The sequence below is a fragment of the Achromobacter maghribensis genome (assembly GCF_057334215.1).
Genome location: NZ_JBHFII010000023.1, coordinates 170,532 through 193,027 on the forward strand (window position 1 = coordinate 170,532; position 22,496 = coordinate 193,027).

Below are 22,496 nucleotides of genomic sequence, written 5' to 3' on the forward strand. Positions count from 1 at the left end.
GCCGAGAGACGGCCCGCTGCGTCGGCGGGCGCCACCATCGCGGTTGCCGTCTGCGCGTGCGCCGGCAAACCTGCCGTGAGAAGTGCCGCCAGCGCGGCAACGCGGGCGACACGGGAAAGGAATGATAGTGAGTGCTGCATGTAACGCTCCGGCCAGTAAGTAGCCACAAAAGAAAACCCGGGAATTCAGTCGCGCCGCTCTGCCCTGGGCGCGGCGGCCTCGCCATCGCCCACCGCGGACACCGGTGCGGCAGCGGCCTGCCCGGGCGGGGCCGACGGCGCTTCCGACAAGCGAGCCCCGATCTGGAAGCCCAGCAGGAACAGCAATACGCACAGCAACGCGGCGCAAACCAGCGAAACGGTCAACATGCGTGGCGTCAACGAAAATACGTAGGACATGGCTTCTTATCCTTAAGGAATCAAGGTAGTGACCTGAGCGGGCGCGGCGACCCGGATCACGCCGCCCCAAGCACACATCAGCATCGAGGCGTTCTGCAAAGCCGGCTCTCCGGCGATCACCACTGTGGGCGAGCCCGGTACCCAGGGCGCGGACGTCGCCGGCACGCAGGGCATGGGGGTCAACGCCCCCAACGCCGCGGCGGTGGCGGCGGCAACCGTGGGATTTCCCAGGCAGCTGCACACCCCGAAAGGCGCCACATTGGCAAAAGGAGCGTGATCCATGATGGTTGCGGCGGGCGGTCCGCCGACCAGGACGCCTGCCGGAATCACATTCAACGCCGACGGCGTCGCGCCAAAGCTGCACATCAATACCGCGCCGGTCGTCACTTGGAAGGCCATGGCTATCCCCTGACCCACTTTTCCAGCCTGGCACCCAGCCCCGGGGACGCGGCATCGGGTTCGGCCGTAACCAAGAGGCGCCAGGCCTGGGCCGGCACCCCGTTGACGTAGCGGCGCTCCGCCAGCACGGCGCCATCCGGCCCATAGCGGCGGGCGGTGCCATGCAGTGCGCCCGCCCGGTACGGCAACACCGTGGTCAACGCGCCGTCCGGTGTGTAGTCCCGCGTGTCGCCTTCCAGCATGCCGGCCAGGTACGTCTCGCGGCGAATCACCACGTTGTCATGCAGATATTCCGCAATGCCGTCCAACCTGCCCATCGCGTACGTCTGGCGTGACGTCACCAGGCCCGCCGCCGAATACGACAGACATGCACCGTGCAGGAGGCCGTTTTGAAAGCGCTGGCGCGACACCAGCTTTCCGTCCTGATAGGACAAGGCCTCGCCCTCGAGCTTGCCGTCCGCGTAGTACGCGTCGCGCAATAGCGCACCCTGTTCGTCATAGACTCGCAGTGCGCCCCCTAGCCGCCCCTGGTCGAATACCGCTTGCAGCGCCAACGCACCATTGGTGCCGTAGCGTGTCAACGGCCCGTGCGCCATCCGGCCCTGCCAACTGCTGCGGGCCACGACATGACCGGCGGCATCAATCTCTTCCACCATTTCGGTATGAGGCTGCGAGGGATCCGGGATGGGCATGGCGGCGTTCAATTGATCTTGACCAGGCCGCCCTTGAGCGCCAGCAAGCCGCCGCCGTCGACGGTCTGCGTCGCGGTAGCTTTGTGTTCAATCGTCAGCGCCTTGTTGCTAAGCGTCGTTGCGGCTTCGGCCGAAAGCGCCGACCCGCTTCTAATGCTGACCGATCCGGTGACGTCGATGACGAGATTGCCGCTGACCTTCAGCGTGTAATTGCCAGAGACGTCTTGCGTGAAGGCGGCGCCGTTGGCGTGCGTTTCATCACCCCCCACCTCGACGCTGCGCGTCCCCTTGACGCGATGCGACTCGCGGCCCTGCTGCACGTCGATTTGGCGATCGCCTTCTTTGACGACGCGACTTTCGCTGCCGCCGATCTCGGTCGACAGCGCGTTCTCGATGGCCACCTTCATGTCTTTCTGCGCATGCAGATACAGCTCTTCGGCGTCCAGCTTGTCTTCCATCCGGATCTCGTTGCCGGCCACGCCCCGTTTGGACGACCGCGAGCGCATCACGCTCTGCGTCTGCCCGGCCGGCAGCTGCACGGGCAGGGTCTGCTGTTTGTTGTAGACAGTACCCGTCACCAGCGGCCGGTCGGGATCGCCGTCGACATAGCTAACCACCACTTCCTGGCCGACTCTCGGCAAAAACCAATGCCCCCAGCCCTGGCCGGCCAGCGTCTGCGACACGCGCACCCAGCAAGAACTATCCTGATCGCGGGCGGGGCCGTCGTCCCAATGGAATTTCAGCTTCACCCGGCCGTGTGCGTCCGTCCAGATCTCTTCGCCGGCCAGCCCCACCACCTGCGCCGTGTGCGTTCCAGAGACCAACGGCCTGGCCGTGACAGGCGCCGGCCGGAATGGAACCGACTCCGGCAGCACGTCGAAACGGTTCCGGTAACCGTCCTGGCTTGCGTCGTGCGTCACCGCGCGCAGGACATACGACACGTTGAGCGCCCGGTCCGGATGGCCCGCCAGCTCAAAGCAAGACCCCGCCGCAAGGCCATAGCAACCGCTGACGCCGCTGCCCACTTGCCCGCCGGTCTGCTGCGCCGCCAACCTGATTGCGGCCTTGCGGTCGCCGTCGGCCGCATCCGCGTATTTGCCCGGATATTGATAGTGCCGGGCATCGGGCAACGTGCCCGACGTCCGGGACGCCACGCGGGAGGCGGTGGCGGTAAGGTAGTCGTAGTCGGCCAGCACATGGCCCGGCGCAACGATGCCGTGTGCCATCTCGAACGCCCGCACGCGGTCCGGATCGGCGGTGTCGTCGGCCTCTAATGCGCATTGAAGCCGCGCGGCGTGGGCGTTCACCGCATGCGCGGACGGGCTATCGGCCAACACCATGGTGTGCTTGCCGTCTGCCCCGTCGAAGAAGTAGAAAATCCCTTCTTCCTCCATCAACCGCGAAATGAAATCGAACGGGCTTTCGTCGTACTGCACGCAATAGGCGCGTTGCGGATACGCACCCGCGCTCAGTCGGGATTCGAACGCCACGTCGTAGCGTCCCAGCGCTTCCTTGATGATGTCCGGCGCCGTCTTGTTCTGGTGAATCACCCGATCGCGCCCCAGCGTCAATAGCCATAGGCGCGGCTGCAATTCGGCCAGATAGTAGGCATGGTTCCGGTCCGCCCCCAGATGCACGAAGCGTGTCACGATGCCGTTGAAATAGCGCGGCTGCGCGCCCGGGCGCCGCAACGCCACCGTCACGGCCTTGCCCACGATGGCGCGCGCGTCCAGCGCCTTGTCGGCTGATCGCATCCTGAGGTCGAAACGAAACAACTCGGACATGGCCTCGCGGCCGCTGAAGGCGTCCAGCAGCAAGGCGTCCTTGCCAAACGGCGTGGATACCGAGGCGAACCAATTCGCCTGGGTCAGTTCCCCGGCCATGGCGTTACCCCGCCTCTGCATTGCGGAACCGGAACTCGATCATCCCCGCCTGCGCCAGCCCCATATGAACCGCGCCAAAAGGCGCCGCCACGGAAATGCGTTCAAGCACCTGGCGCGCCAGTTCCGGCAACAACGTCTGCGTCAAGATGTGGTCTACGTTGCGGGCGCCGCTATCCACTTCCTTGCAACGCGCCGCGATCGACTGCGCCACGGCGTCATCCCACGTCAGGCGCGCATGGTGATTGCGTTCGAAGCGGCTGGCCAGGCGCGACAGCTTCAGGTTGACGATGGCGTTGATCTGCGCGTCGCCCAGCGGGTAGTAAGGCACCATCACCAAGCGCCCAAGGAACGCCGGACTGAACTGGCGCAACAACGGCGGCCGCAGGCGTTCGATCAATTCGGCGGGCGGCGGACGCGTCGCGCCGCGGCAGGCGTCGGTAATCACATCCTGCGACGCGTTCGACGTCAGCAGGATCAGCGTGTTCTTGAAATCGATCGACACCCCTTCGCCGTCTTCCATCGTGCCCTTGTCGAACACCTGGAAGAACAGTTCCAGCACGTCGGGATGCGCTTTTTCCATCTCGTCCAGCAGCACGACGCTGTACGGCCGGCGGCGGACGGCTTCGGTCAGCACACCACCCCGGCCATAGCCGACATATCCGGGCGGCGCGCCTTTCAGCCCGGACACGCTATGCGCCTCCTGGAACTCCGACATGTTGATGGTGATCATGTTGCGTTCGCCGCCATACAGCGTGTCAGCCAGCGCGCACGCCGTTTCGGTCTTGCCAACCCCGCTGGGACCCAGCAGCAGAAACACGCCCACCGGCTTGCCGGGATCGTCCAGGTCTGCGCGGAAGGTGCGGATGCGCCGGGCAATCGCGTCCAGGGCTTCGCCTTGCCCGACGATGCGTTCGGACAGTTTGTCTTGCAGGTACAGCACCGTGTGCAGCTCGTCCGCCAACATTCTGCCGACCGGAATGCCCGTCCACCCGGAGATGACTTTCGCCACCACGGACGAATCCACGCAGACCGGAACGATGGGCTCATCGTTCTGCACCGCTTCCAACCCCTTTTCAAGTCGCGTCAGATTGGCGGTCAACACGCTCAGTTCTTCATCGTCCGATGCGGCCTGGCCGCCCGCGACGCGCTCGGAGATCCGCCGGCGCCAGGTCAGGATATCGGCGACCGCGGCACGTTCAGCGGCCAGTTTTTCGCCAAGCCCGCGATGCCGTTCGCGCTGATCTTCGATCTGGCGCAGCGTTGCCGCGATTGCGTCGTCGCGATCGGCGCCGGTAGCGGACTCGTGGCGCTGGATGCGCAACTGGTTCTCGGCCGCCTCGACAGCGCGCCCCAACGATTCGATTTCTTCCGGTTCGGCGTTTTGGCCAATCGCGACTCGGGCGCAAGCCGTATCCAGCACGCTGATCGCCTTGTCGGGCAATTGCCGCCCCGAGATGTAGCGATGCGACAGTTTGACGGCGTCACGGACCGCGCTGTCCAGGATCTCGACGCCGTGATGGGCCTCCAGCCGTTGCACCATGCCGCGCAGCATGTCCACGGCCACCGCCTCGCTGGGCTCTTCGATCTTGACCACCTGGAAGCGTCTGGCCAATGCCGGGTCGCGCTCGACGTAACGCTTGTATTCGGCCCAGGTCGTCGCCGCGATGGTTCGCAGCTCGCCACGCGCCAGTGCCGGCTTCAACAGATTGGCGGCATCGCCCTGCCCTTCGCTGCCGCCCGCCCCGATCAGTTGATGCGCTTCGTCGATAAACAGGATGACAGGGGTGGCCGACGCCTTCACCTCGCTGATCACCGATTTCAGCCGGTTCTCGAATTCACCCCGTACCCCGGCCCCGGCTTGCAGCAAGGCCAGGTCCAGTGAGCGGACAGACACGTTGCGCAGCGCCGGGGGCACATCGCCCTGCACGATCCGCTGCGCGAAACCTTCCACCACGGCAGTCTTGCCCACGCCGGCCTCGCCCGTCAGGATGGGGTTGTTCTGCCGGCGACGCAGCAGCACATCGACCAACTGGCGAATTTCGGCGTCTCTGCCCCGCACCGGGTCGATGGCGCCCTCACGCGCCAGGGCCGTCATGTCCACCGTGTAGAGTTCCAACGCCGACTGCCGCGCCGGACTTTGCCCGGGCGTCGGCATGGTCTGCGCGCCATCAGCGCCCTGCACGGCGGGCACGCCCGGAGCCGCCGTCCGGCCGGCGTCTTCAGCGCTGCCTGCCAGCACGGACGGCAAGGCCTCGCGCAGCCCCGCACGGGGAATGTTCAGCAAGGCAGGCGCCGACTCCAGCAGCAGTCCGCGCAGGCTGTCGACTTCCAGCAGCGCCAGCAACAGCGTGCCGGAACGGATCTGCTGCTGACCCAGCAGCATCGAACTCAGCAACCACGCTTCCTGGAACAGCGGCGAGAAGTTCGGCGACAACGCCGGCGTGCGCCCGTTGCCGCGCTTGAAATGGTCCTGCGCCCGCTGCAACTGCGCCGACACCTCCGCCGAGCGGATCTGGTAGTGGTCCAGCACCGCGCTCACATCCGGAGCGCCAGTATCCAGCAACGTCAGAAGCAGATGCTCGACATCCACGTTGTAATGCGTCTGGCGCACGCACTGTTGCGCCGCCAGTTCCATCGCGTGCTTGCAGACCGGATTAAGCCGGGCCAGCAGCGTGCGAATGTCGATGTCCATGCCGGGGGTGCCTTATGAAGGGTTGGCCAAAAGGGAAGAAACCGCCATGCGTGCCTTCAGGCGCACCGGCGACGGAATAAGCGGCTGACGCGACGCGGTTGCCCAGCTGGTCCAGCCCAGCCGCGCCCCCGTGGCGCCGCCCAGGGCGCATGCCGTGGCGCGCGGCCGCGCGTGCAGCACGAAATCAACGTTGAGGTCGCGCCGGACATGGCAGCGAACCAGCCATAGCGCCAACTCGTGATCGGCGCCGCCGGGCAGCAGGCGGTCGAACTGGGCGGCGGACAGGTCCAGGAATTCGATACGGATGCCCGCGGCCTGGTCCCAGACTTTGCCGCCCAACGCCCGAGACGCGTTCAGTGTCAGCCCCTTGCCGCCCAGCCGCGAATGGTCCTGAGGGTCCAGGACGCGCCACTGCCCTACAAACTGCTGGCCCCGCACCGCAAGACCCAACCGGTCGGCCAGCATCGCCAGCAATCCCGTCATCGACCGCGCCGCGACGCCCAGCAGACCGGCGTGCCTGACCCACAAGCGCTCCTGCCGTGGCCCGGCCAGGCCACGGGCATAGCCCAGGTCGCTGAGCGCGTCCAGGCACCTCACCAGCGCAGAGGCCTGCGGCGCGGAGCCGTTCAAACCCAACGCGTGTTTCTTTCGTCCGCGATAAAAGAACGACAGGAAGCGGTGGTTGAAAATGTCCAGGAAATCAGCGGTGGCGTGGTCGCGGGCCGCCCGCCGCTGCAGCACCAATTCGGTGTAGGCAAGCGGCAACGGGCCGCTAGCGCCCGCCAGCGTCATCACGGGTGTCGTCAATACATATCGGGTGTGGGCGGTCTGGCTCCATGGCCCACCCGCTTGCGACTGGGTAACGGCGCGCACGTCGCTGGCGTCAAACGCAATCGAGACATGGCCGCTAAGCCGCACCGCTTCGCCATCGCCATTGCCCCGACCCAACGGCGCTGCCGATGGCGTCGCGCGTTCCAGCAGTGCGATGGCTTGGAACAGGTTGTAGCGTTGCGGGCGGGAGAGCAGCCGGGCGATCATAGCGACTGCTGGTAGCCCGTCATGGGCTCCCATTGTTTCCAGATTTCGCCGCCCCGCCGCACGACCAGCCGGACGAACGAATTGACCGACGTGTACATCGCGAAGAATCGCGCCAGCACGGCGCCCAACAGTAGCGGCGAACCTCCCACGAACGCGTCCGCGTCGAACTCAACCGTGACTTCGGTGCCGTGGCAGAAGCCGCGCCAGGCTTCCCTGCCCACATGCGCCGTGACCGGCCGCGCGCTGACCGCCCGCAATCCGCGGATCAAATCCTGCTCCCGCGTGCTGCCCGACGCGAACAGTTGCAGTACCTGCTGCAACCGCTTCGGTCCCGCCGTGGAATCCACCAGCGACTGCTGATTCAAGGTCAGCAACGACACCAGACGCCACAGCCCGTCGCTGTCCAACGGAGGGCTACGCTGCGCGGTAGGCTCGTACAGGCATTGCACCGCTACGTTCTGCGCCACGCGCTCGAACGCCATCCTGGCGCCGACGGGCACCTGCTCTGCCAAGCGCCGGTTGGTGCAGAGCAGATTGGCATAGGCGACTGGTTCGACCGGTTGACGCGCGGTGTTGCGGGCATCAATGAAGCTAAGAAACATGTCGGTGCCGCCCGCGCCTCCACGCACGCTGTACTCGCGCCGCGCAGACCAGAACAGCGTTCCCCGTTCGGCGTCGGCGTGTTCCACCGCCGCATAGCTGGGCACCTGGATTGCGCGTTCGGCTGCCGGGTCGGACAGGACCACGGACACCACCGAATGCACTTCCGATGTGTCGTCCCGGCGCTTGTCCGCCACAAGGCGGTATTCATAGTGACTGTCGTCGATGGCGACAGGTTCGCTGGTCTGGGCGAACAGGTTGATGACCGGCGTGCAGCCCAGCCGGAAATGTTGCGCGCCGATCGCCCCCAGGCCGCGCGCCTGCCTGTCCAGATGCAGGGCAATCTGGCAATGTCGTCCCTTGAACGGCAAACCCTGCGGCAACGCCAGGTCGAAAAAGTGGAATTTGCGCGGAAAGGCGAAGTACTCCTGCATCAACCCGTGCGCGGGCAAGCCGTTGGGGGGCTGGGGCAATACGCTTTCTTCCGGCGCATACCCGACCTCGCGCCATGCCGTCAGTGGAAGCGGCATCGCGCCTGCACCTGCGGCAGACAGCGATATCCGGGCAACCCCTGCCGCCAGCAGTTCATACAGCGGCATGGTCACCATCCAGTCGCCCTGTAGATGGATGCGCAGCGTGCGCACCTCAAGTTCGGCCAGTTCCATGCCAGGGCCGCACTCCAGGTCCAATCGCAGAGCCAGGTCTTCTGAGAAGCCGGCGCCGCTGATCTTCAACGGCCACAACCGGGTTTCCCACGCCGTTCGGAACCGGCAAAGCTCTCCGGCTTCGGTGCGCGCCGCCAACCCACTGTGCCGGGGAACGGACAGCCCGGCCGTCACCTTGCCTTGGCTGTCATCCAGCGCCAACTGCACGACCGTCATCGACGGAATGGGCTGGACCAGCGCCGGACAGACGTTGTCCAGCATCGCGGAGGCAATTTGCGGAAACTCCTGGTCCAGGTCGCGGTGCACCCGGGCCGCCAGAAACGCCGTGGCTTCAATCAGGCGTTCCGTATGCGGATCGGGAGACTCCGTGCCATGCAAGGCCAGACGGGAAGCCACCTTGGGATAGCGCAACGCAAAGTCCGCCCCCTGATTACGAAGGTACGAAAGTTCGCGCTTGTAGTACTGCAGGATGCCGTCGGCGGCGATGTCAGTCATGCGCGGCTCCGGTCCCGCCTTGCGCGCCGGCCAGCATGTCGAAGGCCACGTGGCTCAACGCGCCGCCCACCCTCATGTCGGCTCGGATTTCCAGCCGGCAGGGGCCAATGCCGTTTCCGGCTGGCGTCATGTCCACCGACACGTTGCACAGCCTTGGCTCGTACAAGGCGATGGCGTGCCCCACAACGGCGGCGATGGCCTCGCGGTCCCCGGCCGACACCGGCGATCGCGCGGAATAGTCGGGCACCCCATAATCAATGACCGTCCCCGAGGATTGCGAGAACGCGTCGAAATCCAGACGCGAACGGGTATTCAGCAACCGTCCCAAATCCCTGGCCACGGCCCGCCGCTGTGCCTCGGCTCCCGCCAATTGCGGCTCTGCATCCGCCGCCAGGCGGTCGAACAGGGGCAAAGGCGAATAGACGGTATCGGTCGGCATATCGCGGGCATTCCTGTACAAGCGTCGGGGCCGCTCCCGCGCATACGGGAACGGCGCCCTGGTTTACTTCTTCGCGGCGCTGGACTTGTTCGTCGCCAAATCCCAGCCGAACGATGCCGTGCCGGCCTTGTTGCCGGCGGCGGCTTGCTGGGTGTATTCCATCGAGATCGTGCTGAAGCACAGCGCCACGCTGTCGCTGCCCCCGCTACTCAACCCCGTGCTGACATTCGATATCATGGCGTTGCCCAGCACGTATTTCACGAGCAGCAGGAACTTGCCGCTCTCGTTGCGGCCAATCGAAATCGTCGCATCGCCCAGCTTGGAGCCGGACGCGCATGCGTTGTACAGCGCAGGCGTGGATTGGTCCGTGGCCTTGGAAACCGACAGCTCGGAAAAATTGGGCCGGCCCAACGCGCGTTCCGTATTGGCCATATCCATCGCCATCGGCAGCGATACGCTATGGGAAACCGAATCCAGAATGATGGCATCGGCATAGCCGTCGACGGTGGAGTTGCCTTTAATGTTGTTGATCTGCAGAAGGATGGTGTCCATGGAATTCCGTTTGCGGTGTAGGTAGCGACAGTCCGGGCCGCCGATCGGCAGTCCCGGCGTTCAGAGGCTCAGGCGGTCAGGCGGCTGCGGCGGGCAGGTCCGCCACCAGGCGGATCGACGCGGTCAGCTCTTCCATCTGGAAATGCGGCTTGATGAAGCAGGTGGCACGGTAGGCGCCGGGCTTGCCAGGCACGTCAGTCACATCGACACGCGCCTCGCCTAACGGATAGCTCGCCTTCTGCTCTTGCGACGCCGACGGGTTGATCAGCACGTAATCCGCGATCCAGTTGTTCAGGTAATTCTCGACGTCCGAGCGCGACTGGAAGCTGCCCACCTTGTCGCGCATCATCACCTTGATGTAGTGCGCAAACCGGGAAGCGGCCAGCACGAAAGGCAGGCGCGAAGACAACTGCGCATTGGCGTTGGCGGCATCCTTGTTGTAGATCTTGGGCTTATTCGCCGTCTGGCTCCCGAAGAACGTCGCCTGGTTGGAGCCCTTGGAATTGACGAAGGCGATGAAACCCAGATCACTAAGTTCCTTTTCGCGGCGATCGGTAATCGTCACTTCGGTCGGGCACTTCAACGCGATATCGCCTTCGTCGGTCTTGTAGGCGTGCGCGGCAATGCTGTCCACCTTGCCGCCGCCTTCCACGCCGCGAATGGCCGTGGCCCAGCTGTACTTCGCGAACGCATCGGTAATGCGCAGGCCCAACTGATACGCCGAATTCGCCCACAGGTACTTGCCGTGGTCGGTGCCGTCCACATCTTCTTCGAAATTGAACGTATCGACCGGTTTGGTCTTGGCCCCATAGGGCAGACGCGCCGCATAGGACGGCAGCACCAGCGACACATAGCGCGAATCTTCCGACTCGCGGAAGCTGCGCCACATGGCAAGTTCAGCGCTTTCGAACACCTTGGACAGGTCACGCGTCACGCCCAGGTCGGTATAGGACTTCAGGTCGAACAGGCTGGGCGCGGCCGAAGCGATGAAGGGTGCATGGGCGGCTGCCGCCACCTTCGAAATGCGGTCCAGCAGCGCCAGGTCTTGCGGGTGGCGGCCAAAGGCGTAGTCTCCGATCAGCACCGAATACGGGCTGCCACCGAACGTGCCGTATTCGTCTTCATAGACCTTCTTGAAGAGCAGGCTCATGTCATGATCGACGGCCGACTCCAGGTCTTTCAACAGTTCTTTCTTCTGTACGTTCAAAAGACGCAGCTTCAAACGGCTGCTGGTCTCGGTGCCATAGACCATGTCGTGCAGGCCGGTCCACGATGCCTCGAGCGCCTGGAATTCCGGCGCATGCATGATGGCGTTCAACTGATCCGTCAGCAGGCGGTCGATTTCCGCCACACGTTCGTTGATCATTGCCACCACCGACTTGTCGGGGCTGGTGCGCATGCCTTCGTCAAGAATCTGGGATGCCAATTGCCCGATCAACTTCTTGGCGTAGGAGTTTTGCGACGGCTCCACCGCCATGTTGCCTTCCTGCACGATCCGATCGAGCAGACTGAGGTCTTCCGCCTGCGCCGCATGCTGCGCCGCGCTGCCAACGCCTGCCGCCGTATCGCCTGTCTGTTTGCTTGCCATGTTCGCCACCCTAAGATTGAAATCGCCCGAATTCGCATCTGCGCCGGGCCTGCCATGTGTGCGTGTGATCGACGCGGCCCGCGTTATGCGGTCGGCGCCGTCTGGGCAGGCGCGGCGGCGTCCGTGGCGGAAGCGCCCGCCTGGGCTTCGCTCTTCACAGCCTTGAGTTCTTCGGTGCTACGCACGATGCGCTCAAGGATGGAGTCCAGTTCATCATTGCCGTCCAGTTTGGCCAGCAAATCGCGCAACTGATGCCGAGCCTCCAACAGCTTGGACAGCCGCGGCACTTGTTGAACCAGGGATTCAGGATGGAAATCGCCGAACTTGTCGAAGTTCAGTTCAATACGCAGGTTGCCCTCGCCCTTGGCGGTGTCGGGCACGGACAGATCCAGGCGTGGACGGATACTGCCCATGATCTCGTCGAAATTGTCGCGGTCGATCTCGACGAAACGACGCTCTTTCAATTTGGGCAGCGGCGTGGCGGGCTGGCCCGACAAGTCGGCTAGAACACCCACCACCATCGGCAATTCACGCTTCTCGATCGCATCGCCGGTTTCAACGTCGTAAGTGATCTGAACCCGCGGCGGGCGGTTGCGCCCCACCCATTTCTGCAAACTATTGGACATAACGCTCTCCGAAGGACCGTTGCGCGGTGCATCGTTGGCACCACGCGCTTGACAGGTGCGAACAATAGCGCCGGCCCTCTCGCGTTACATCGGACTTTAGTCGTAGAACTTTGAAGTTCTTAGAAACGTCAATGGTGAATTAAGGTGAAATTTGGCTTAATCCCTGCGCTAAACACTACTGTTTGTTTCTCTTTTCATCGGCCCGTTTAGCGCCTATTAATCGCGCGACCCCGCCACCCCCACTTGGCAGTGGCTGCGCGCACGCGCTTCATCGTGCGAGCAGAGCTTGGGCCGTAACGATTTGGAAAATAATCGCATTGATATGCGCGCCTGGAAGCCACACTATCGCCGCTTGGAAGAGAACGGAGGTTTACGGTGAATCGGATCCGACCCTTGGCCGCCGCCTGTGCGATGGGCGCTTTGCTGACACTTGCAGCCGCCGGCTATACCCCTTTGGCGCGCGCTGCCGCCGACGCCCCTAAACCGCTGGCCATCGGGCTGACCGAGACGGGAACGGCTGAAGGCCAGGTGGTCGACGCGGTGCGTAGCGGCGATATCCTGACCATAAAGGTCCGATTCAAGCCGATGGTCATGGGCAAGACCGAGATGCTCTATTCGCAAGTCACCAAGGCCGACTACGAAAACAGCTTCTACGTCATCGCCGGCAAGAAGAAACACCTGCTGCTTAAAGACAGCAATGACAAGCCGCTGACCAATCCCAAACTGGTACTCAGAACATCCAGCGACTCTCCGATCGCGGGCGCTTGGCAAGGCAAGTTTCCCGCCCCGCCTAAAGACGTCACAGAGGTGTCCTTGACGATACCCGGCGTGGAAACGTTCGACGCCATCAAGATCACCGACCGGTAGACATGATCGCCGCCCGGAACATTCCGGCTGCCGTGGCCGCGCTGCTGCTAATCACGGCCAGCGGAGCCCGCGCACAAGAGCCGCCGTACAAAGCCGAAGTGTTGGACCTGCAGGCGACGATTCTGGATTTGAGAGGATTCCCGTCCGGGACGAGCGGCGGCGTCTCTGACCTGTCCGCGCAGATAGGCGATCTGGCGGGCCGCCACGAAGGCCTGTCCGTGCGCCAGGACAAGGACGCCGTCACGGTATCGATGCTGGGCGATGTGCTGTTTGATTTTGACAAGGCCAATATCCGGCCGGCCGCCGAACCCGCCCTGCGGGATATTGCCCGCGCGATCCAGGCAGCCCCGGCGGGCAGCGTGGCCATTGAGGGCCATACCGATTCCAAGGGCACCGCCTCGTATAACCAGACACTGTCCTTGAAACGAGCGAACGCCGTATTGCAGTGGTTGGCCAATCACGGCGTGGACAAAGCGCGCCTGGCCGCCAAAGGCTACGGGGACACGCGGCCGGTGCAGCCCAACGCGCTGGCCAATGGCGCCGACAATCCTGCGGGACGCGCACAGAACCGGCGGGTGGAATTCGTGTTGCCCAAGCACTAGAACGGTGTAGCGCCGGGAAGCTACGGACCTTCTGCTCAGCCCGATTAACCGCTGAAGCGCGCCCTAGCGGTTCCGCTCCTCTTCATCTTCTTCCTCTTTCGTCTTGACCTCTTCCAGCTTGACCTTCTGCGTGCTGCGATGCGTTGCCGCGCACTGGTCAGGCTGTTGCGAGCTTTTGACGCACGCGGCAAAAGCCAGCGCGTCGTCCACGGTAGCGAAGTGGTAAGAATAGCCGTCCGTAAAAGCGACCTTTCCTTCAACAGAGCAATCCATGAAGCCTCTGGCTTAATGATGATTCACGATTTCGCACGGGATGTGTTTGTTCCCGTCTTACGACTTTAGCCCCATGCGCAAATGGGGCGCCGTCCCTATCCTCTGTGATCCCCTTGGCGGGAATATGACGGATACGGAGATCGACCATGAAGGTACAGTACTACACGCAACATCTGAACAGGGACGAAGCGGCCGCCTTGGCCAGGTCTCCCAGCAATATCAGGACCTACATCCGTACAGCAGCATTGGAACCGATGACACCCAGGACCAAATTGCCCATCGGTGCGGGCCAGTCAAGGGTGCTGATAGCTGAAGACCGAGACACATTGATTACCTGGCTGGATAGCGTCGGGGAGCCCATATTCACTCGCATTCCCGAGCCATACAACGAAAGGGTGCGGTTTTCTTGCTGCATTCGCGAGTACCGGAATCTTGCTCAAACGGCTCTCATTGCGTCGCAGAAGGTGGTTAGAGCGATTCCCCAGGCTTTAGTCCACGCTCCCGCGACGGAGCTAAGGGCATTAAAGACAACGATATCCAGCGCCGCTCACATGCCAGGCCCCGATCGTTTGAACACGCTGAGAGCGCACCATATCGGGTACTTGGACACCATGCACACGTACAGTGCGAGCTTCGACAGCGTCAAGAAAATGGGCCTGCGGGATCTATGCGCATTCATGATCGTGACGATGAATGGTCCCACCCAGAACAATTGGGTACCGGGCCATATACCCACGTCAAGCCCTGCCTTTGCCCTGCAACTGGATCAGCGTCGGCCGGCCATGGGCGCGCATAGGTCCTAGCAGCGAACGACAGCCTGCGCAGATAGGCCGCCGCACTTGCGTCAACGGCGAGCCGTTGACGTGCGCCACCGACGGCTGGCTTTTATCGCTTGCAGACCCTGTCTCTAACTGGACCGGAAGCCAGAGCGCGCCAGCCTCAACACCTTAGCGGATAGCCGGCAGCCTTAATGAGTTCCATGTGGACTCCTTGTGTACGTTGGGCGCGTCTGAACGGCAAGTCACCCCGCAAGCACCTTAGCCTTTTGCTCTGCGAACTCCTCATCAGACAGAATCCCCTGGGCCTTCAGGTCCGCGAGCTTTCTTAGCTCGTCCGCGACAGAAACTGGTTTCTCTATCTCTTGTTGTGGCCTAGTCGTCCGCAACGGCTCTTTCGAGGCCGGGGTCGCCGACGACGACTCCGTGCCTGCTGCGCAGCCCCAAGCCATAGCTACGACCCAACCCACGACCGTCCAGCCCAAGAACACGTTGACCAGGGCTATTGAGACGAAGTTGGGCTGTTTGCGCAAGTGCGCTTCAACCATCGGCAACACGTAGAACGCTACACCGCAGGCAACCCACACCAGCAGCACCAGGCCCGCGCCTTTTTCGCCGCCCATCATCGCCAGGCCAAGGAATGCGGCAAGAGGGGCCGCGAGAACGACCGCAATCCGAGCTGCGGTGCCCCGCCCCGTTGGCTCGTCGAAGGAGAAGCTGCTGGGTGGCGCATAGCCAGGAGTCCCTACACCCGCCACAGCACCGCTCTCCTGATTCCTAGCCGCGGCCTGCCGCCGAATGAACTCGTCTGACCCAGCCTCATGGCGATCCATGTTGTGCCTCAAAGTAACAAAATAATTCTTGGATCATAGCCGAATACGGTGACGCACCCACACGCCCACGTGTTTAAGTTTGACCGCTCGCAAACATCTTGGTGCACCGCGCAGCCGGGCGTCCCTGAGTTCTCTCTCTGACGCGAGGCCAACCTTCTCCACTGAATCCCTAGAAGCACGCATGTCAGCTACGGGACATTTACGCATGGTCCCTGAGCCGGTTTCGCTAAGTGCTTGAAATAACTACAAGTAATGAAACGGCATAAGGAAATCCCCATTAGGGAATTTGCCTTGCGCAAAATCATAACCCGCTGTTTTTATTAGATATTTTCCGACGCTTCGTTACCCAATTTCGCCTGTTCTGTACCCTTCTGTACCCGTAGGTCACCCAAATGTCACCCGCAGTTTTACCCAGCGGCCCTGCCCCCCGGGGGATTCGGTCCGATAATTCGCCAGTGAGGCGCGCCAAGGGCGCCGTCGCGGGTAGAGTGTCAGGATGCATAGCTGGCCCTACCCCAACATCCCGCCCGAACTCTTCGACGCGCTCACCGACGATGAGCGTGCAATCCTAGAGGCCCTGACGCAGACCTATCTGGACCACGTCGCCCTACGCCGGCCGCACCCGCCCAGCCCTGACGACGGACCCTATACTGGAGTCCTCCCATTCCCTCGGAGAAGCCTATGTGCGGTCGCATTGTCCAGAAGTCGGGCCCTCTCGATTACGTCGAACGGATCTTCTCCAATCAAAGCCTGATTTTTGCTTATCCAGCGGTGCCGCAGTTCAACATTTCGCCGGGCACTCGCCCGCTCACTATGCATCGTTTGGCCGAAGGCACAGAGAGGATGACGCGACTACCGTGGGGCTACACATGTCCGAACTCCAAGCACTTCATGATCACCGCCAAGCAGGAGACCATCCTGAAAAACGGCTGGCCGTGGCGGTTCCTGATCGGCAGCGGTCGCATCCTGGTCCCCGCCGATGGCTGGTATGAATGGACCAAATTGGATGACGGAACGAAGCAGCCGTACTACATCCATGGCGACGGACCGCTCTACTTCGCCGCCCTGAGCGCCTGGCAGCCTGGCGCAGAGCTAGACGCTGCCCACGGTTTCGCCATTGTGACGAACGACTCCAAAGGCGGAATGGTGGATGTGCATGACCGGCGGCCGGTGGCGCTACCGCCCGATCTGGCCCAGCGCTGGGTTGATCCTGCCACCGCGACCGCAGACGCCCGGACGTTGCTGAGCGAAGGACTACCCGAATCCGCCTTTACTTGGCATCCAGTGCGCCAAGAAGTCGGCAATTCCAAGTACCAGATGCCGGACTCAATCGACCCCATTTAAAGCGGAATATACTGGATATCCGACCAGTGTTTTCCGCTATGCCGTTCAAACCGCCCCTCTTTCACGCCGACCTACGCGCCATCCGTGAGCGCCAGTCATGGAACGCCGATGTGATCACCCTACTATGGGAGGTCAAGCGCCTGCGCTCGGTCGTTCTGCGTGCCTACCAGCTGTCGGGCGACTTCAAGCGGCCTGCCGGCATCACGGGCAGTCTCTACGACGACTTCATGCAGGCACTGCGGAAAGAGCCCTGTGTGATCGAACGCGACCAGGACGTGCAGGAAATGATGGAGACGCCGGACAAGCTGCGCAAGGGAATGGCACCTCGCTAGAATGCAGTGGATCAAACAGTGAATCGGCCCGCACTCCCTAGTCCCCACGCACCGACGTTCGGCGGTACTGCTCCGCCCTGGCCAAAGTGCGGTAGAAGCCCACGCCCACCTCAACCAGCTTGTCGCACTCGTCCGGACTCAATCGCGGACTGATCTGAGCCAGACAGTCAGCGAATTCAGTCAACACATCTGCCCAGTCGTCAAAATTTCGATCCGTCCCATCCTGAACGATCATTTTTGCAAGTAGTTCGTCCCGTAGCATGGCTGTCGCCTCTCTTTTTCGAGCCGAAACGTCAGCAGCAATCGACATTCCCGATCACGCACCTTGACGCCGTTCGCGCCACACGATGGGGACATGTTCCATCACGGACACCTGCAAGGCGGACAGACCTTCAGCGCCTGGCCCAAAAGTACAGAATAAACCTCGCCTGTAGTGCCGCAACACTATTGCAATCGGTTTCGCAGTTGCGCAATACTGACCATCCTGTCATCTACTTTTGGAGGACAGCAATGAACCGCGAGTACATCCAAAAGCTGGGGGCCGCCGCAGCCCGCAAAGGCCTGACGTTGTGGGACTGCCCGTACTATCGAGCGATGCAAATGCCCGGCCATACAGGCGAATCGATAGCTGCGTGGCGTAGCAAGGTTGATGCCTGGGAAGCGGGATGGAGGAGAGAGGCCGAGGCCTGGCGGTCATGGCCCGGCGGAAAAGCCCGATCCATTCCCCGCGCCACAGCGCGACAATCCGACTGAAATGACCTGCGCCCCAACCGGGGCGTTTTTCTTATGGTCGTGGATCTTGGGGAAGGCCGTACATTCCTATGCTCCGCCGGCCGTTGCGGCCTAAGACGGATTGCAGAGCGTGCGCCAAGTGGCATTGCCATCCCGGATCTGCCGACGAATATCTGCGGGTGTGGCATCGACCTGCCCCGCATCGCTGAAATAGACCGGTCTTGCATGGTCGCAGTATTCAACGCCGACGCGGGCGGGCGTCACGCATCCAGTCACGCTTAAGCTCATCAGCAATAGCATCATCACCCATACGGGCCGTTTCCTGCTGCACATTCCGCACCTCCTGGCGGGCCTGTGCCGCCTGTTCGTTGACCCGGTCCACCCGCTCTTGCCGCTCCGCCTGACGGCCGGTCGCGCGCCCGCGGTAGAAAATGCTGACTAGTGCGGCCAGCGCCAGACCAATGAGCAATAGGCCACCCTTGACGCGCTCAAACCATGCCAACATGCTCCCCCCTTACTTCGACAACAGCTTGGCCGTACAGCGCGGCCCAGGTCTGCGGATGAGGCTTTCCGGGCCGCCAGGCGCGCGTATAAAGTCCCCAGCCGCCTTGGGCGTCTCCCATGGGTGGCAGGCTCCAAGCATCGGTCCACATGAGCAGGCGGGCGAAGGTTGCCGCCAGCACATCATCCGTCTCCAGCGCCGGATGAACAGCCGCGGCAATGGGCTCAACGTCCCGGACCTTGCAAATCCGATAGGCGTATTCCCGGCTGGCGGGGTGGGTCAGCACGCCGCGCACGCCTCCGCCGCGTTCGAACTGCCACAGGCCGCGAGCGGGCCCGTCGCCCAGTTGTCGGCGATGCAGAAACCGGCTTTCTTGTAGGCCGATGGCCAGCAGCATCACGCGCGCCGCCGCAGTGTCCATCTTCGACGGCAAGAGCGCGAGCGCCGGCTTGATTGCGACCTCGATAACTGTCTTCAGATCCACAATCACCCCTCCCCACCAGGCCGCACACCGAAGAGTTTCGCGCGCGCCTCGGCCAGCCATTCAAGCAGCCCCTTCTGGCGCATGCTTGCCATCCATCGCATGTACGCCCCCAACACCCACCACGCAGGCAAGCCGGCCAGCAGCATGCTCGGCCCCAGCACGTAGAACTTCGCCAGCAGCGCGTCATCGCTCGCGGAGCCGTGCTGCGATAGCCAGATCATTGCGTCCATCAGCCCCGGCTTCCAGGCGATGACGCCAGCGGCGAGCGCCGGGCCGAACATGAATGAGCAGGCAACCGTCGAAATCGTGCGGACAGTGAACTCGCGAGCGGACCGCGGCGGCATGATCAGCAAGCCCAGCATGGCCGCCACCGCCGCCGGCACGCCATACGCCATCGCGACCTTCAAAGCCGCGAGGCCTCCCAGCCCCGTAGAACCTGGTTCCATAGTTGCACTGCTCCTGTAGACGGTTCGCAAAGTTGCCTCCCGTATGGATGAAATAAAGCCCGCCGAAGCGGGCGAGGGAAAGGGTTGGGGGTCAGGTTCCGATCTGGGCGCCGATGGCCTTCATGTACAGCGACGAATCGCGGTACTGCTGCTGCACCTCGGCCTCCGAAAACGCCCGGTTATAGACCAGCAACTCGGCCATCTCGAAACGCCAATGATTGTCAACGGCCACGTCATCGAAAGCCCCCAGGATGAGCGACGCTCTGTCCCGATCCCCCATAGCGGCCGTCAAGCCATTGGCAGCCACGGCAACGATCGGCCCTTCGGCCTTCGCGACATACCGCCGTCCGGCGATGCCATCCGAATCGATGGTCATCGCGCACCACAACCATGGGCTGACGTAGTTCGTCGGTGCGGGCTGCGCAATCACAACGCCGGTCGGGAACACCGACGCGCGCGAGCCGCCAGGACCATTGCTCGATCCATAGGTCAGCCCGATGTAGTTCGGGCTGCTCGCGAAGAGGCCGGCATAGATCCCCGAACCGTTTGATGCTGCAAAGGTCCCCCGCAGACTGCCAATCAGCTGTGCAGTCCCGCTAAGCGATGGCCCGGAGCTGATACGAAAGCCAGCAATGAGCGTCAGGTTCCTCGGCTCCTGGACATTGGAGCGGTAGTAGTTCATCGGCCCCACGCGAACGCCCGCCGCGGTCATCGTGGGCGCGCCAACCGCTGTCAGCGACGCTTGAGACGGGGAAATGTCGATCACCCCAGTGGTTTGCACGGGCCGCAGCCCCAGGACCATTCCGGATTTGATCAGGTCCGACATGATGGGCAGGTTCGGCGCCGTAAAGATATTTGAAGCTCGGGTAACAACGGTCATGTCATCCTCGTTTAGAACAGTTCAAGAAAATGCGGCATCCAGTTCGGAAGCACCTGGCCGTTGGTGATCGACACCTCCGGCGACGAATCGCGAATCTGCCCGCGAGACCCTTGGCCCGACTCCTTCGGAGCCAGCCAGCCCTGCAAGGCATAACCAACACTGCGTTGAGGCCCCGCCGGAATCGACTCCGAACACGTCAGGCGGACGGTGCGGCCATCCACAAATTCAGGAGTAATCGTTACCCCGGCGTGATGATCCGGGTCCGTCATGCTCCAGCCGTTACCGTCGAAGATCTCGAACCCCCATTGGCCCGGATCCTCGATACCTTCGTCGCGCACCAACGGGCCTACCGGCACATCGAACTGGATCGTCACCACGCTGGTTCCGTCAAACGCCACGCCGCTCGGCATGATGGCGCCATGGTCCTTCGTCCCGAACACTGTAGCCATGGCCGTCATGGCCAGGTACTCGCCATTGAGCGCGTGGCCATCCTTACTCAGATGCAAATAGTCGTCGGAAAATTCGAGGGAATAGTAGGCGCCGGCCATGTGATGCGTGGCCCGAGCCTTGCACGCCAGATAGGTCGAATACACGCCCCAGATCACCCGCCCCATAGAGCTTTGCGAAGATGGAACGGCCCCCAAGATTTGCCGGTCCGGCACCAGCTTGCCGAAGGTCGAGGCCTGCGAGCAAATGCACGGGATTGTCGAAGCCTGGCCGGTAATGGCGCGAATGTCCGTTTGCAGATCCGCCTGCCAATCAACGATCCCTTGCTGGTACGCCTTGCGGTTGGAATCCGATTCGCCATGCACAATCGCAACGAACGGCACCACCACCCGATACCCGTCCGGCTCTACCAATTCCTTCACACGCTGCACGGCGGCAAGCAGATTCGAATAGGCGACGGTGCCCTTCTTCAGCTCGTCGTAGTACTTCCCGCCCATGCCAGCCGTGAACATCACCATGAACGGATCGAATCCGAATGCCTCGCGGAATTCGTAGGCGAGGCGGAAGCCCAAGCCTTCGACGTGCGTGACGCCCAGGCCATAAGTGTCTGGATCGGTCGCGGCACGGCGCACCATCGATTTCATAGGGACTAGCCGACTCACCGTCGCCGGGTCGAACACCTGCGCGCCATACGTCAGGCGAACCCCGTTGCCGGGCGGGCCGTCCAGCATCATCAGCGACTCGCCGTAGTTCCCGGACAGAAAGAACGGGATATCAGCAGGAACGCCCCTGCTGCCCACGCAGTTGCTCTGCCCAATACTGGGAACCACGTAGCACACCTTGCGCGTGGGATCGACAACCAGATGCGAACCATCAGCGCGCGGCTGGATCGCGATCGCGGTAGGCGCCGGGGCACCGAAGTGCCCGCGGTTCGTTAATGCCGCAGCCGTCATCCCTTCCATCTGGATGCGCGGGGTCGAAACTCCATCTACCAACGGAGCCAAGTCGAGCGCCACCGCATCGGTGCCGTCCGGGCCGTACACACGGATGCTCGCGCCATCGATGTAGCCGACCACCGGCGCAATCCCACCGCCAGTACCGCTGCCTTTCCCGGTTTCCAGCGCGGCGACCCTACCCGCCAAGGCCGCGACTTCCTCACCCTTCGCGAAACTAGGCATATAACCAATGACGGTTTCACCAGTCCACTTCACACCCGCGGCAATCTGATTCATCTGGTCGACAATTGCGACCATGTAGTCGTCATTCTGCAAGACGGTGTAGACAAGCCCACCGATATGCAACTTCTCCCCGTCATTGCTGACCTTGAACGCGCCGGCATCTAGGCTGTAGTCGGCACTCGCCGTGCCAACGCCGATCTTGATGGCCGGAAGGTGGTGGACAGCATACCGGTCAACCCGACGCCCCACCCGTCCAACCCCGTCCAGGAGAACTTCAATATCCTCATCCTCGGTGTCTTTAACAGGAATGGCATTCGCGGTACTCAACGCCTCTTTCGCTACAGCATCAGTAGCCGCCAAGTCCGCCCGGTCAATCGGCTGCACCTGCGACTTGGACCAGTTGGTTCCGTCCCAGTCCCAATCGATGTTGTTAGCCGGGTTGGCATCTTGCGAAATGCGCCCCTTGGTGCCAATGGGCTGGCCAACATCGTCAACCATCCGCTTTGCCGAAGGGCTGTCGTAGGAAAGGTAGGTTTGCAGGTTCGCGGCTTGAGACGCTGTGTCAAGGACGCGTTGCCGAAGCTTCTCCAAGTTTTCGACGTCGATGCCAACGCGGTTGACGTTCGGTACGTCCGCCGGGTCGTTATTAAACTTCTCCAGAGTCTTTGCGTCCGCTGAAGCGTCCCGTAGTTCCTGCTGCGTCGGGTATCCCACTAGGGCCATATTTCCCTCT

The 22,496-nt window shown here is 62.6% G+C and carries 23 protein-coding genes; 5 read left to right on the plus strand and 18 right to left on the minus strand.

The window, feature by feature from the left end:
• Positions 1-185: 185 nt before the first annotated feature.
• From ACE039_RS10245 to tssB, 11 genes are all read right to left on the minus strand, one after another.
• Entirely contained in the window at positions 186-398 is a 213-nt protein-coding gene (locus ACE039_RS10245; RefSeq protein WP_448708513.1) for a hypothetical protein, read from the minus strand.
• Positions 399-410: 12 nt separating this feature from the next.
• Positions 411-797 (minus strand): DUF4280 domain-containing protein, encoded by a 387-nt coding sequence (locus ACE039_RS10250; protein WP_485822306.1) that lies wholly within the window; start codon positions 795-797, stop codon positions 411-413.
• Between the two features lie 2 nt (positions 798-799).
• Positions 800-1,489, minus strand: a complete 690-nt coding sequence (locus ACE039_RS10255; protein ID WP_485822307.1) for a toxin-antitoxin system YwqK family antitoxin — start codon at positions 1,487-1,489, stop codon at positions 800-802.
• Between the two features lie 8 nt (positions 1,490-1,497).
• Positions 1,498-3,372: a type VI secretion system tip protein TssI/VgrG gene (tssI, locus tag ACE039_RS10260; protein WP_485822308.1), complete on the minus strand. Its 1,875-nt coding sequence runs from the start codon at positions 3,370-3,372 to the stop codon at positions 1,498-1,500.
• 4 nt (positions 3,373-3,376) lie between these two features.
• Positions 3,377-6,064 (minus strand): type VI secretion system ATPase TssH, encoded by a 2,688-nt coding sequence (gene tssH, locus ACE039_RS10265; protein ID WP_485822309.1) that lies wholly within the window; start codon positions 6,062-6,064, stop codon positions 3,377-3,379.
• Positions 6,065-6,076: 12 nt separating this feature from the next.
• The gene (gene tssG, locus ACE039_RS10270) at positions 6,077-7,102 is read right to left on the minus strand and encodes a type VI secretion system baseplate subunit TssG (RefSeq protein WP_485822310.1); all 1,026 of its coding nucleotides are present in this window, start codon (positions 7,100-7,102) and stop codon (positions 6,077-6,079) included.
• The gene (tssF, locus tag ACE039_RS10275; RefSeq protein WP_485822311.1) at positions 7,099-8,862 is read right to left on the minus strand and encodes a type VI secretion system baseplate subunit TssF; all 1,764 of its coding nucleotides are present in this window, start codon (positions 8,860-8,862) and stop codon (positions 7,099-7,101) included. The genes tssG and tssF overlap by 4 nt, the downstream gene beginning before the upstream one ends.
• The gene (gene tssE, locus ACE039_RS10280) at positions 8,855-9,301 is read right to left on the minus strand and encodes a type VI secretion system baseplate subunit TssE (protein ID WP_485822312.1); all 447 of its coding nucleotides are present in this window, start codon (positions 9,299-9,301) and stop codon (positions 8,855-8,857) included. Before tssE ends, tssF begins: the two co-directional genes overlap by 8 nt.
• A gap of 63 nt (positions 9,302-9,364) precedes the next feature.
• Positions 9,365-9,853, minus strand: coding sequence for an Hcp family type VI secretion system effector (locus ACE039_RS10285; protein ID WP_448708505.1), 489 nt, complete (start codon positions 9,851-9,853; stop codon positions 9,365-9,367).
• Positions 9,854-9,929: 76 nt separating this feature from the next.
• Complete coding sequence (tssC, locus tag ACE039_RS10290) at positions 9,930-11,441, minus strand: type VI secretion system contractile sheath large subunit (protein ID WP_448708504.1); 1,512 nt, start codon at positions 11,439-11,441, stop codon at positions 9,930-9,932.
• Positions 11,442-11,524: 83 nt separating this feature from the next.
• The gene (gene tssB / locus ACE039_RS10295; protein WP_485822313.1) at positions 11,525-12,067 is read right to left on the minus strand and encodes a type VI secretion system contractile sheath small subunit; all 543 of its coding nucleotides are present in this window, start codon (positions 12,065-12,067) and stop codon (positions 11,525-11,527) included.
• A 375-nt stretch (positions 12,068-12,442) separates the two neighbouring features.
• On the opposite strand from tssB, the gene ACE039_RS10300 reads away from it, so the two are divergent.
• Positions 12,443-12,934, plus strand: coding sequence for a hypothetical protein (locus tag ACE039_RS10300; protein ID WP_448708502.1), 492 nt, complete (start codon positions 12,443-12,445; stop codon positions 12,932-12,934).
• Positions 12,935-12,936: 2 nt separating this feature from the next.
• Entirely contained in the window at positions 12,937-13,536 is a 600-nt protein-coding gene (locus ACE039_RS10305; RefSeq protein WP_485822314.1) for an OmpA family protein, read from the plus strand.
• A 63-nt stretch (positions 13,537-13,599) separates the two neighbouring features.
• Here ACE039_RS10305 and ACE039_RS10310 read toward each other — a convergent pair whose 3' ends face one another.
• Both ACE039_RS10310 and ACE039_RS10315 read right to left on the minus strand, forming a co-directional pair.
• Positions 13,600-13,809 (minus strand): hypothetical protein, encoded by a 210-nt coding sequence (locus ACE039_RS10310; RefSeq protein WP_448708500.1) that lies wholly within the window; start codon positions 13,807-13,809, stop codon positions 13,600-13,602.
• 1,021 nt (positions 13,810-14,830) lie between these two features.
• Positions 14,831-15,418, minus strand: a complete 588-nt coding sequence (locus ACE039_RS10315; protein WP_485822315.1) for a superinfection immunity protein — start codon at positions 15,416-15,418, stop codon at positions 14,831-14,833.
• Between the two features lie 681 nt (positions 15,419-16,099).
• Here ACE039_RS10315 and ACE039_RS10320 point away from each other — a divergent pair.
• From ACE039_RS10320 to ACE039_RS10330, 3 genes are all read left to right on the plus strand, one after another.
• A complete protein-coding gene (locus ACE039_RS10320) occupies positions 16,100-16,762 on the plus strand; it encodes an SOS response-associated peptidase (protein ID WP_485822316.1) in 663 nt (220 codons plus the stop codon).
• Between the two features lie 38 nt (positions 16,763-16,800).
• Positions 16,801-17,094, plus strand: a complete 294-nt coding sequence (locus ACE039_RS10325; protein ID WP_485822329.1) for a hypothetical protein — start codon at positions 16,801-16,803, stop codon at positions 17,092-17,094.
• A 510-nt stretch (positions 17,095-17,604) separates the two neighbouring features.
• A complete protein-coding gene (locus tag ACE039_RS10330; RefSeq protein WP_448709623.1) occupies positions 17,605-17,847 on the plus strand; it encodes a CrpP-related protein in 243 nt (80 codons plus the stop codon).
• 217 nt (positions 17,848-18,064) lie between these two features.
• On the opposite strand, the gene ACE039_RS10335 is transcribed toward ACE039_RS10330, so the two are convergent.
• The 5 genes from ACE039_RS10335 to ACE039_RS10355 form a co-directional block, all read right to left on the minus strand.
• Positions 18,065-18,331 (minus strand): hypothetical protein, encoded by a 267-nt coding sequence (locus ACE039_RS10335; protein ID WP_485822317.1) that lies wholly within the window; start codon positions 18,329-18,331, stop codon positions 18,065-18,067.
• On the minus strand, positions 18,315-18,812 hold the full coding sequence (locus ACE039_RS10340) for a hypothetical protein (RefSeq protein WP_448709625.1): 498 nt from the start codon (positions 18,810-18,812) through the stop codon (positions 18,315-18,317). The genes ACE039_RS10335 and ACE039_RS10340 overlap by 17 nt, the downstream gene beginning before the upstream one ends.
• A 2-nt stretch (positions 18,813-18,814) precedes the next feature.
• The gene (locus tag ACE039_RS10345; protein WP_485822318.1) at positions 18,815-19,258 is read right to left on the minus strand and encodes a hypothetical protein; all 444 of its coding nucleotides are present in this window, start codon (positions 19,256-19,258) and stop codon (positions 18,815-18,817) included.
• A 91-nt stretch (positions 19,259-19,349) separates the two neighbouring features.
• Positions 19,350-20,138 carry a hypothetical protein gene (locus tag ACE039_RS10350; protein ID WP_485822319.1) on the minus strand — a complete coding sequence of 263 codons (789 nt, stop codon included), beginning with the start codon at positions 20,136-20,138 and terminating at the stop codon, positions 19,350-19,352.
• 11 nt (positions 20,139-20,149) lie between these two features.
• Complete coding sequence (locus ACE039_RS10355; protein ID WP_485822320.1) at positions 20,150-22,486, minus strand: hypothetical protein; 2,337 nt, start codon at positions 22,484-22,486, stop codon at positions 20,150-20,152.
• Positions 22,487-22,496 lie beyond the last annotated feature (10 nt).

Excerpts from the sequence above, each read along its gene's own strand:
- ACE039_RS10245 (WP_448708513.1), bottom strand. The coding sequence starts at position 398 with ATGTCCTACGTATTTTCGTTGACGCCACGCATGTTGACCGTTTCGCTG.
- ACE039_RS10250 (WP_485822306.1), bottom strand. The coding sequence starts at position 797 with ATGGCCTTCCAAGTGACGACCGGCGCGGTATTGATGTGCAGCTTTGGC.
- ACE039_RS10255 (WP_485822307.1), bottom strand. The coding sequence starts at position 1,489 with ATGCCCATCCCGGATCCCTCGCAGCCTCATACCGAAATGGTGGAAGAG.
- tssI (WP_485822308.1), bottom strand. The coding sequence starts at position 3,372 with ATGGCCGGGGAACTGACCCAGGCGAATTGGTTCGCCTCGGTATCCACG.
- tssH (WP_485822309.1), bottom strand. The coding sequence starts at position 6,064 with ATGGACATCGACATTCGCACGCTGCTGGCCCGGCTTAATCCGGTCTGC.
- tssG (WP_485822310.1), bottom strand. The coding sequence starts at position 7,102 with ATGATCGCCCGGCTGCTCTCCCGCCCGCAACGCTACAACCTGTTCCAA.
- tssF (WP_485822311.1), bottom strand. The coding sequence starts at position 8,862 with ATGACTGACATCGCCGCCGACGGCATCCTGCAGTACTACAAGCGCGAA.
- tssE (WP_485822312.1), bottom strand. The coding sequence starts at position 9,301 with ATGCCGACCGATACCGTCTATTCGCCTTTGCCCCTGTTCGACCGCCTG.
- ACE039_RS10285 (WP_448708505.1), bottom strand. The coding sequence starts at position 9,853 with ATGGACACCATCCTTCTGCAGATCAACAACATTAAAGGCAACTCCACC.
- tssC (WP_448708504.1), bottom strand. The coding sequence starts at position 11,441 with ATGGCAAGCAAACAGACAGGCGATACGGCGGCAGGCGTTGGCAGCGCG.
- tssB (WP_485822313.1), bottom strand. The coding sequence starts at position 12,067 with ATGTCCAATAGTTTGCAGAAATGGGTGGGGCGCAACCGCCCGCCGCGG.
- ACE039_RS10305 (WP_485822314.1), top strand. The coding sequence starts at position 12,937 with ATGATCGCCGCCCGGAACATTCCGGCTGCCGTGGCCGCGCTGCTGCTA.
- ACE039_RS10310 (WP_448708500.1), bottom strand. The coding sequence starts at position 13,809 with ATGGATTGCTCTGTTGAAGGAAAGGTCGCTTTTACGGACGGCTATTCT.
- ACE039_RS10315 (WP_485822315.1), bottom strand. The coding sequence starts at position 15,418 with ATGGATCGCCATGAGGCTGGGTCAGACGAGTTCATTCGGCGGCAGGCC.
- ACE039_RS10320 (WP_485822316.1), top strand. The coding sequence starts at position 16,100 with ATGTGCGGTCGCATTGTCCAGAAGTCGGGCCCTCTCGATTACGTCGAA.
- ACE039_RS10325 (WP_485822329.1), top strand. The coding sequence starts at position 16,801 with ATGCCGTTCAAACCGCCCCTCTTTCACGCCGACCTACGCGCCATCCGT.
- ACE039_RS10330 (WP_448709623.1), top strand. The coding sequence starts at position 17,605 with ATGAACCGCGAGTACATCCAAAAGCTGGGGGCCGCCGCAGCCCGCAAA.
- ACE039_RS10335 (WP_485822317.1), bottom strand. The coding sequence starts at position 18,331 with ATGTTGGCATGGTTTGAGCGCGTCAAGGGTGGCCTATTGCTCATTGGT.
- ACE039_RS10345 (WP_485822318.1), bottom strand. The coding sequence starts at position 19,258 with ATGGAACCAGGTTCTACGGGGCTGGGAGGCCTCGCGGCTTTGAAGGTC.
- ACE039_RS10350 (WP_485822319.1), bottom strand. The coding sequence starts at position 20,138 with ATGACCGTTGTTACCCGAGCTTCAAATATCTTTACGGCGCCGAACCTG.
- ACE039_RS10355 (WP_485822320.1), bottom strand. The coding sequence starts at position 22,486 with ATGGCCCTAGTGGGATACCCGACGCAGCAGGAACTACGGGACGCTTCA.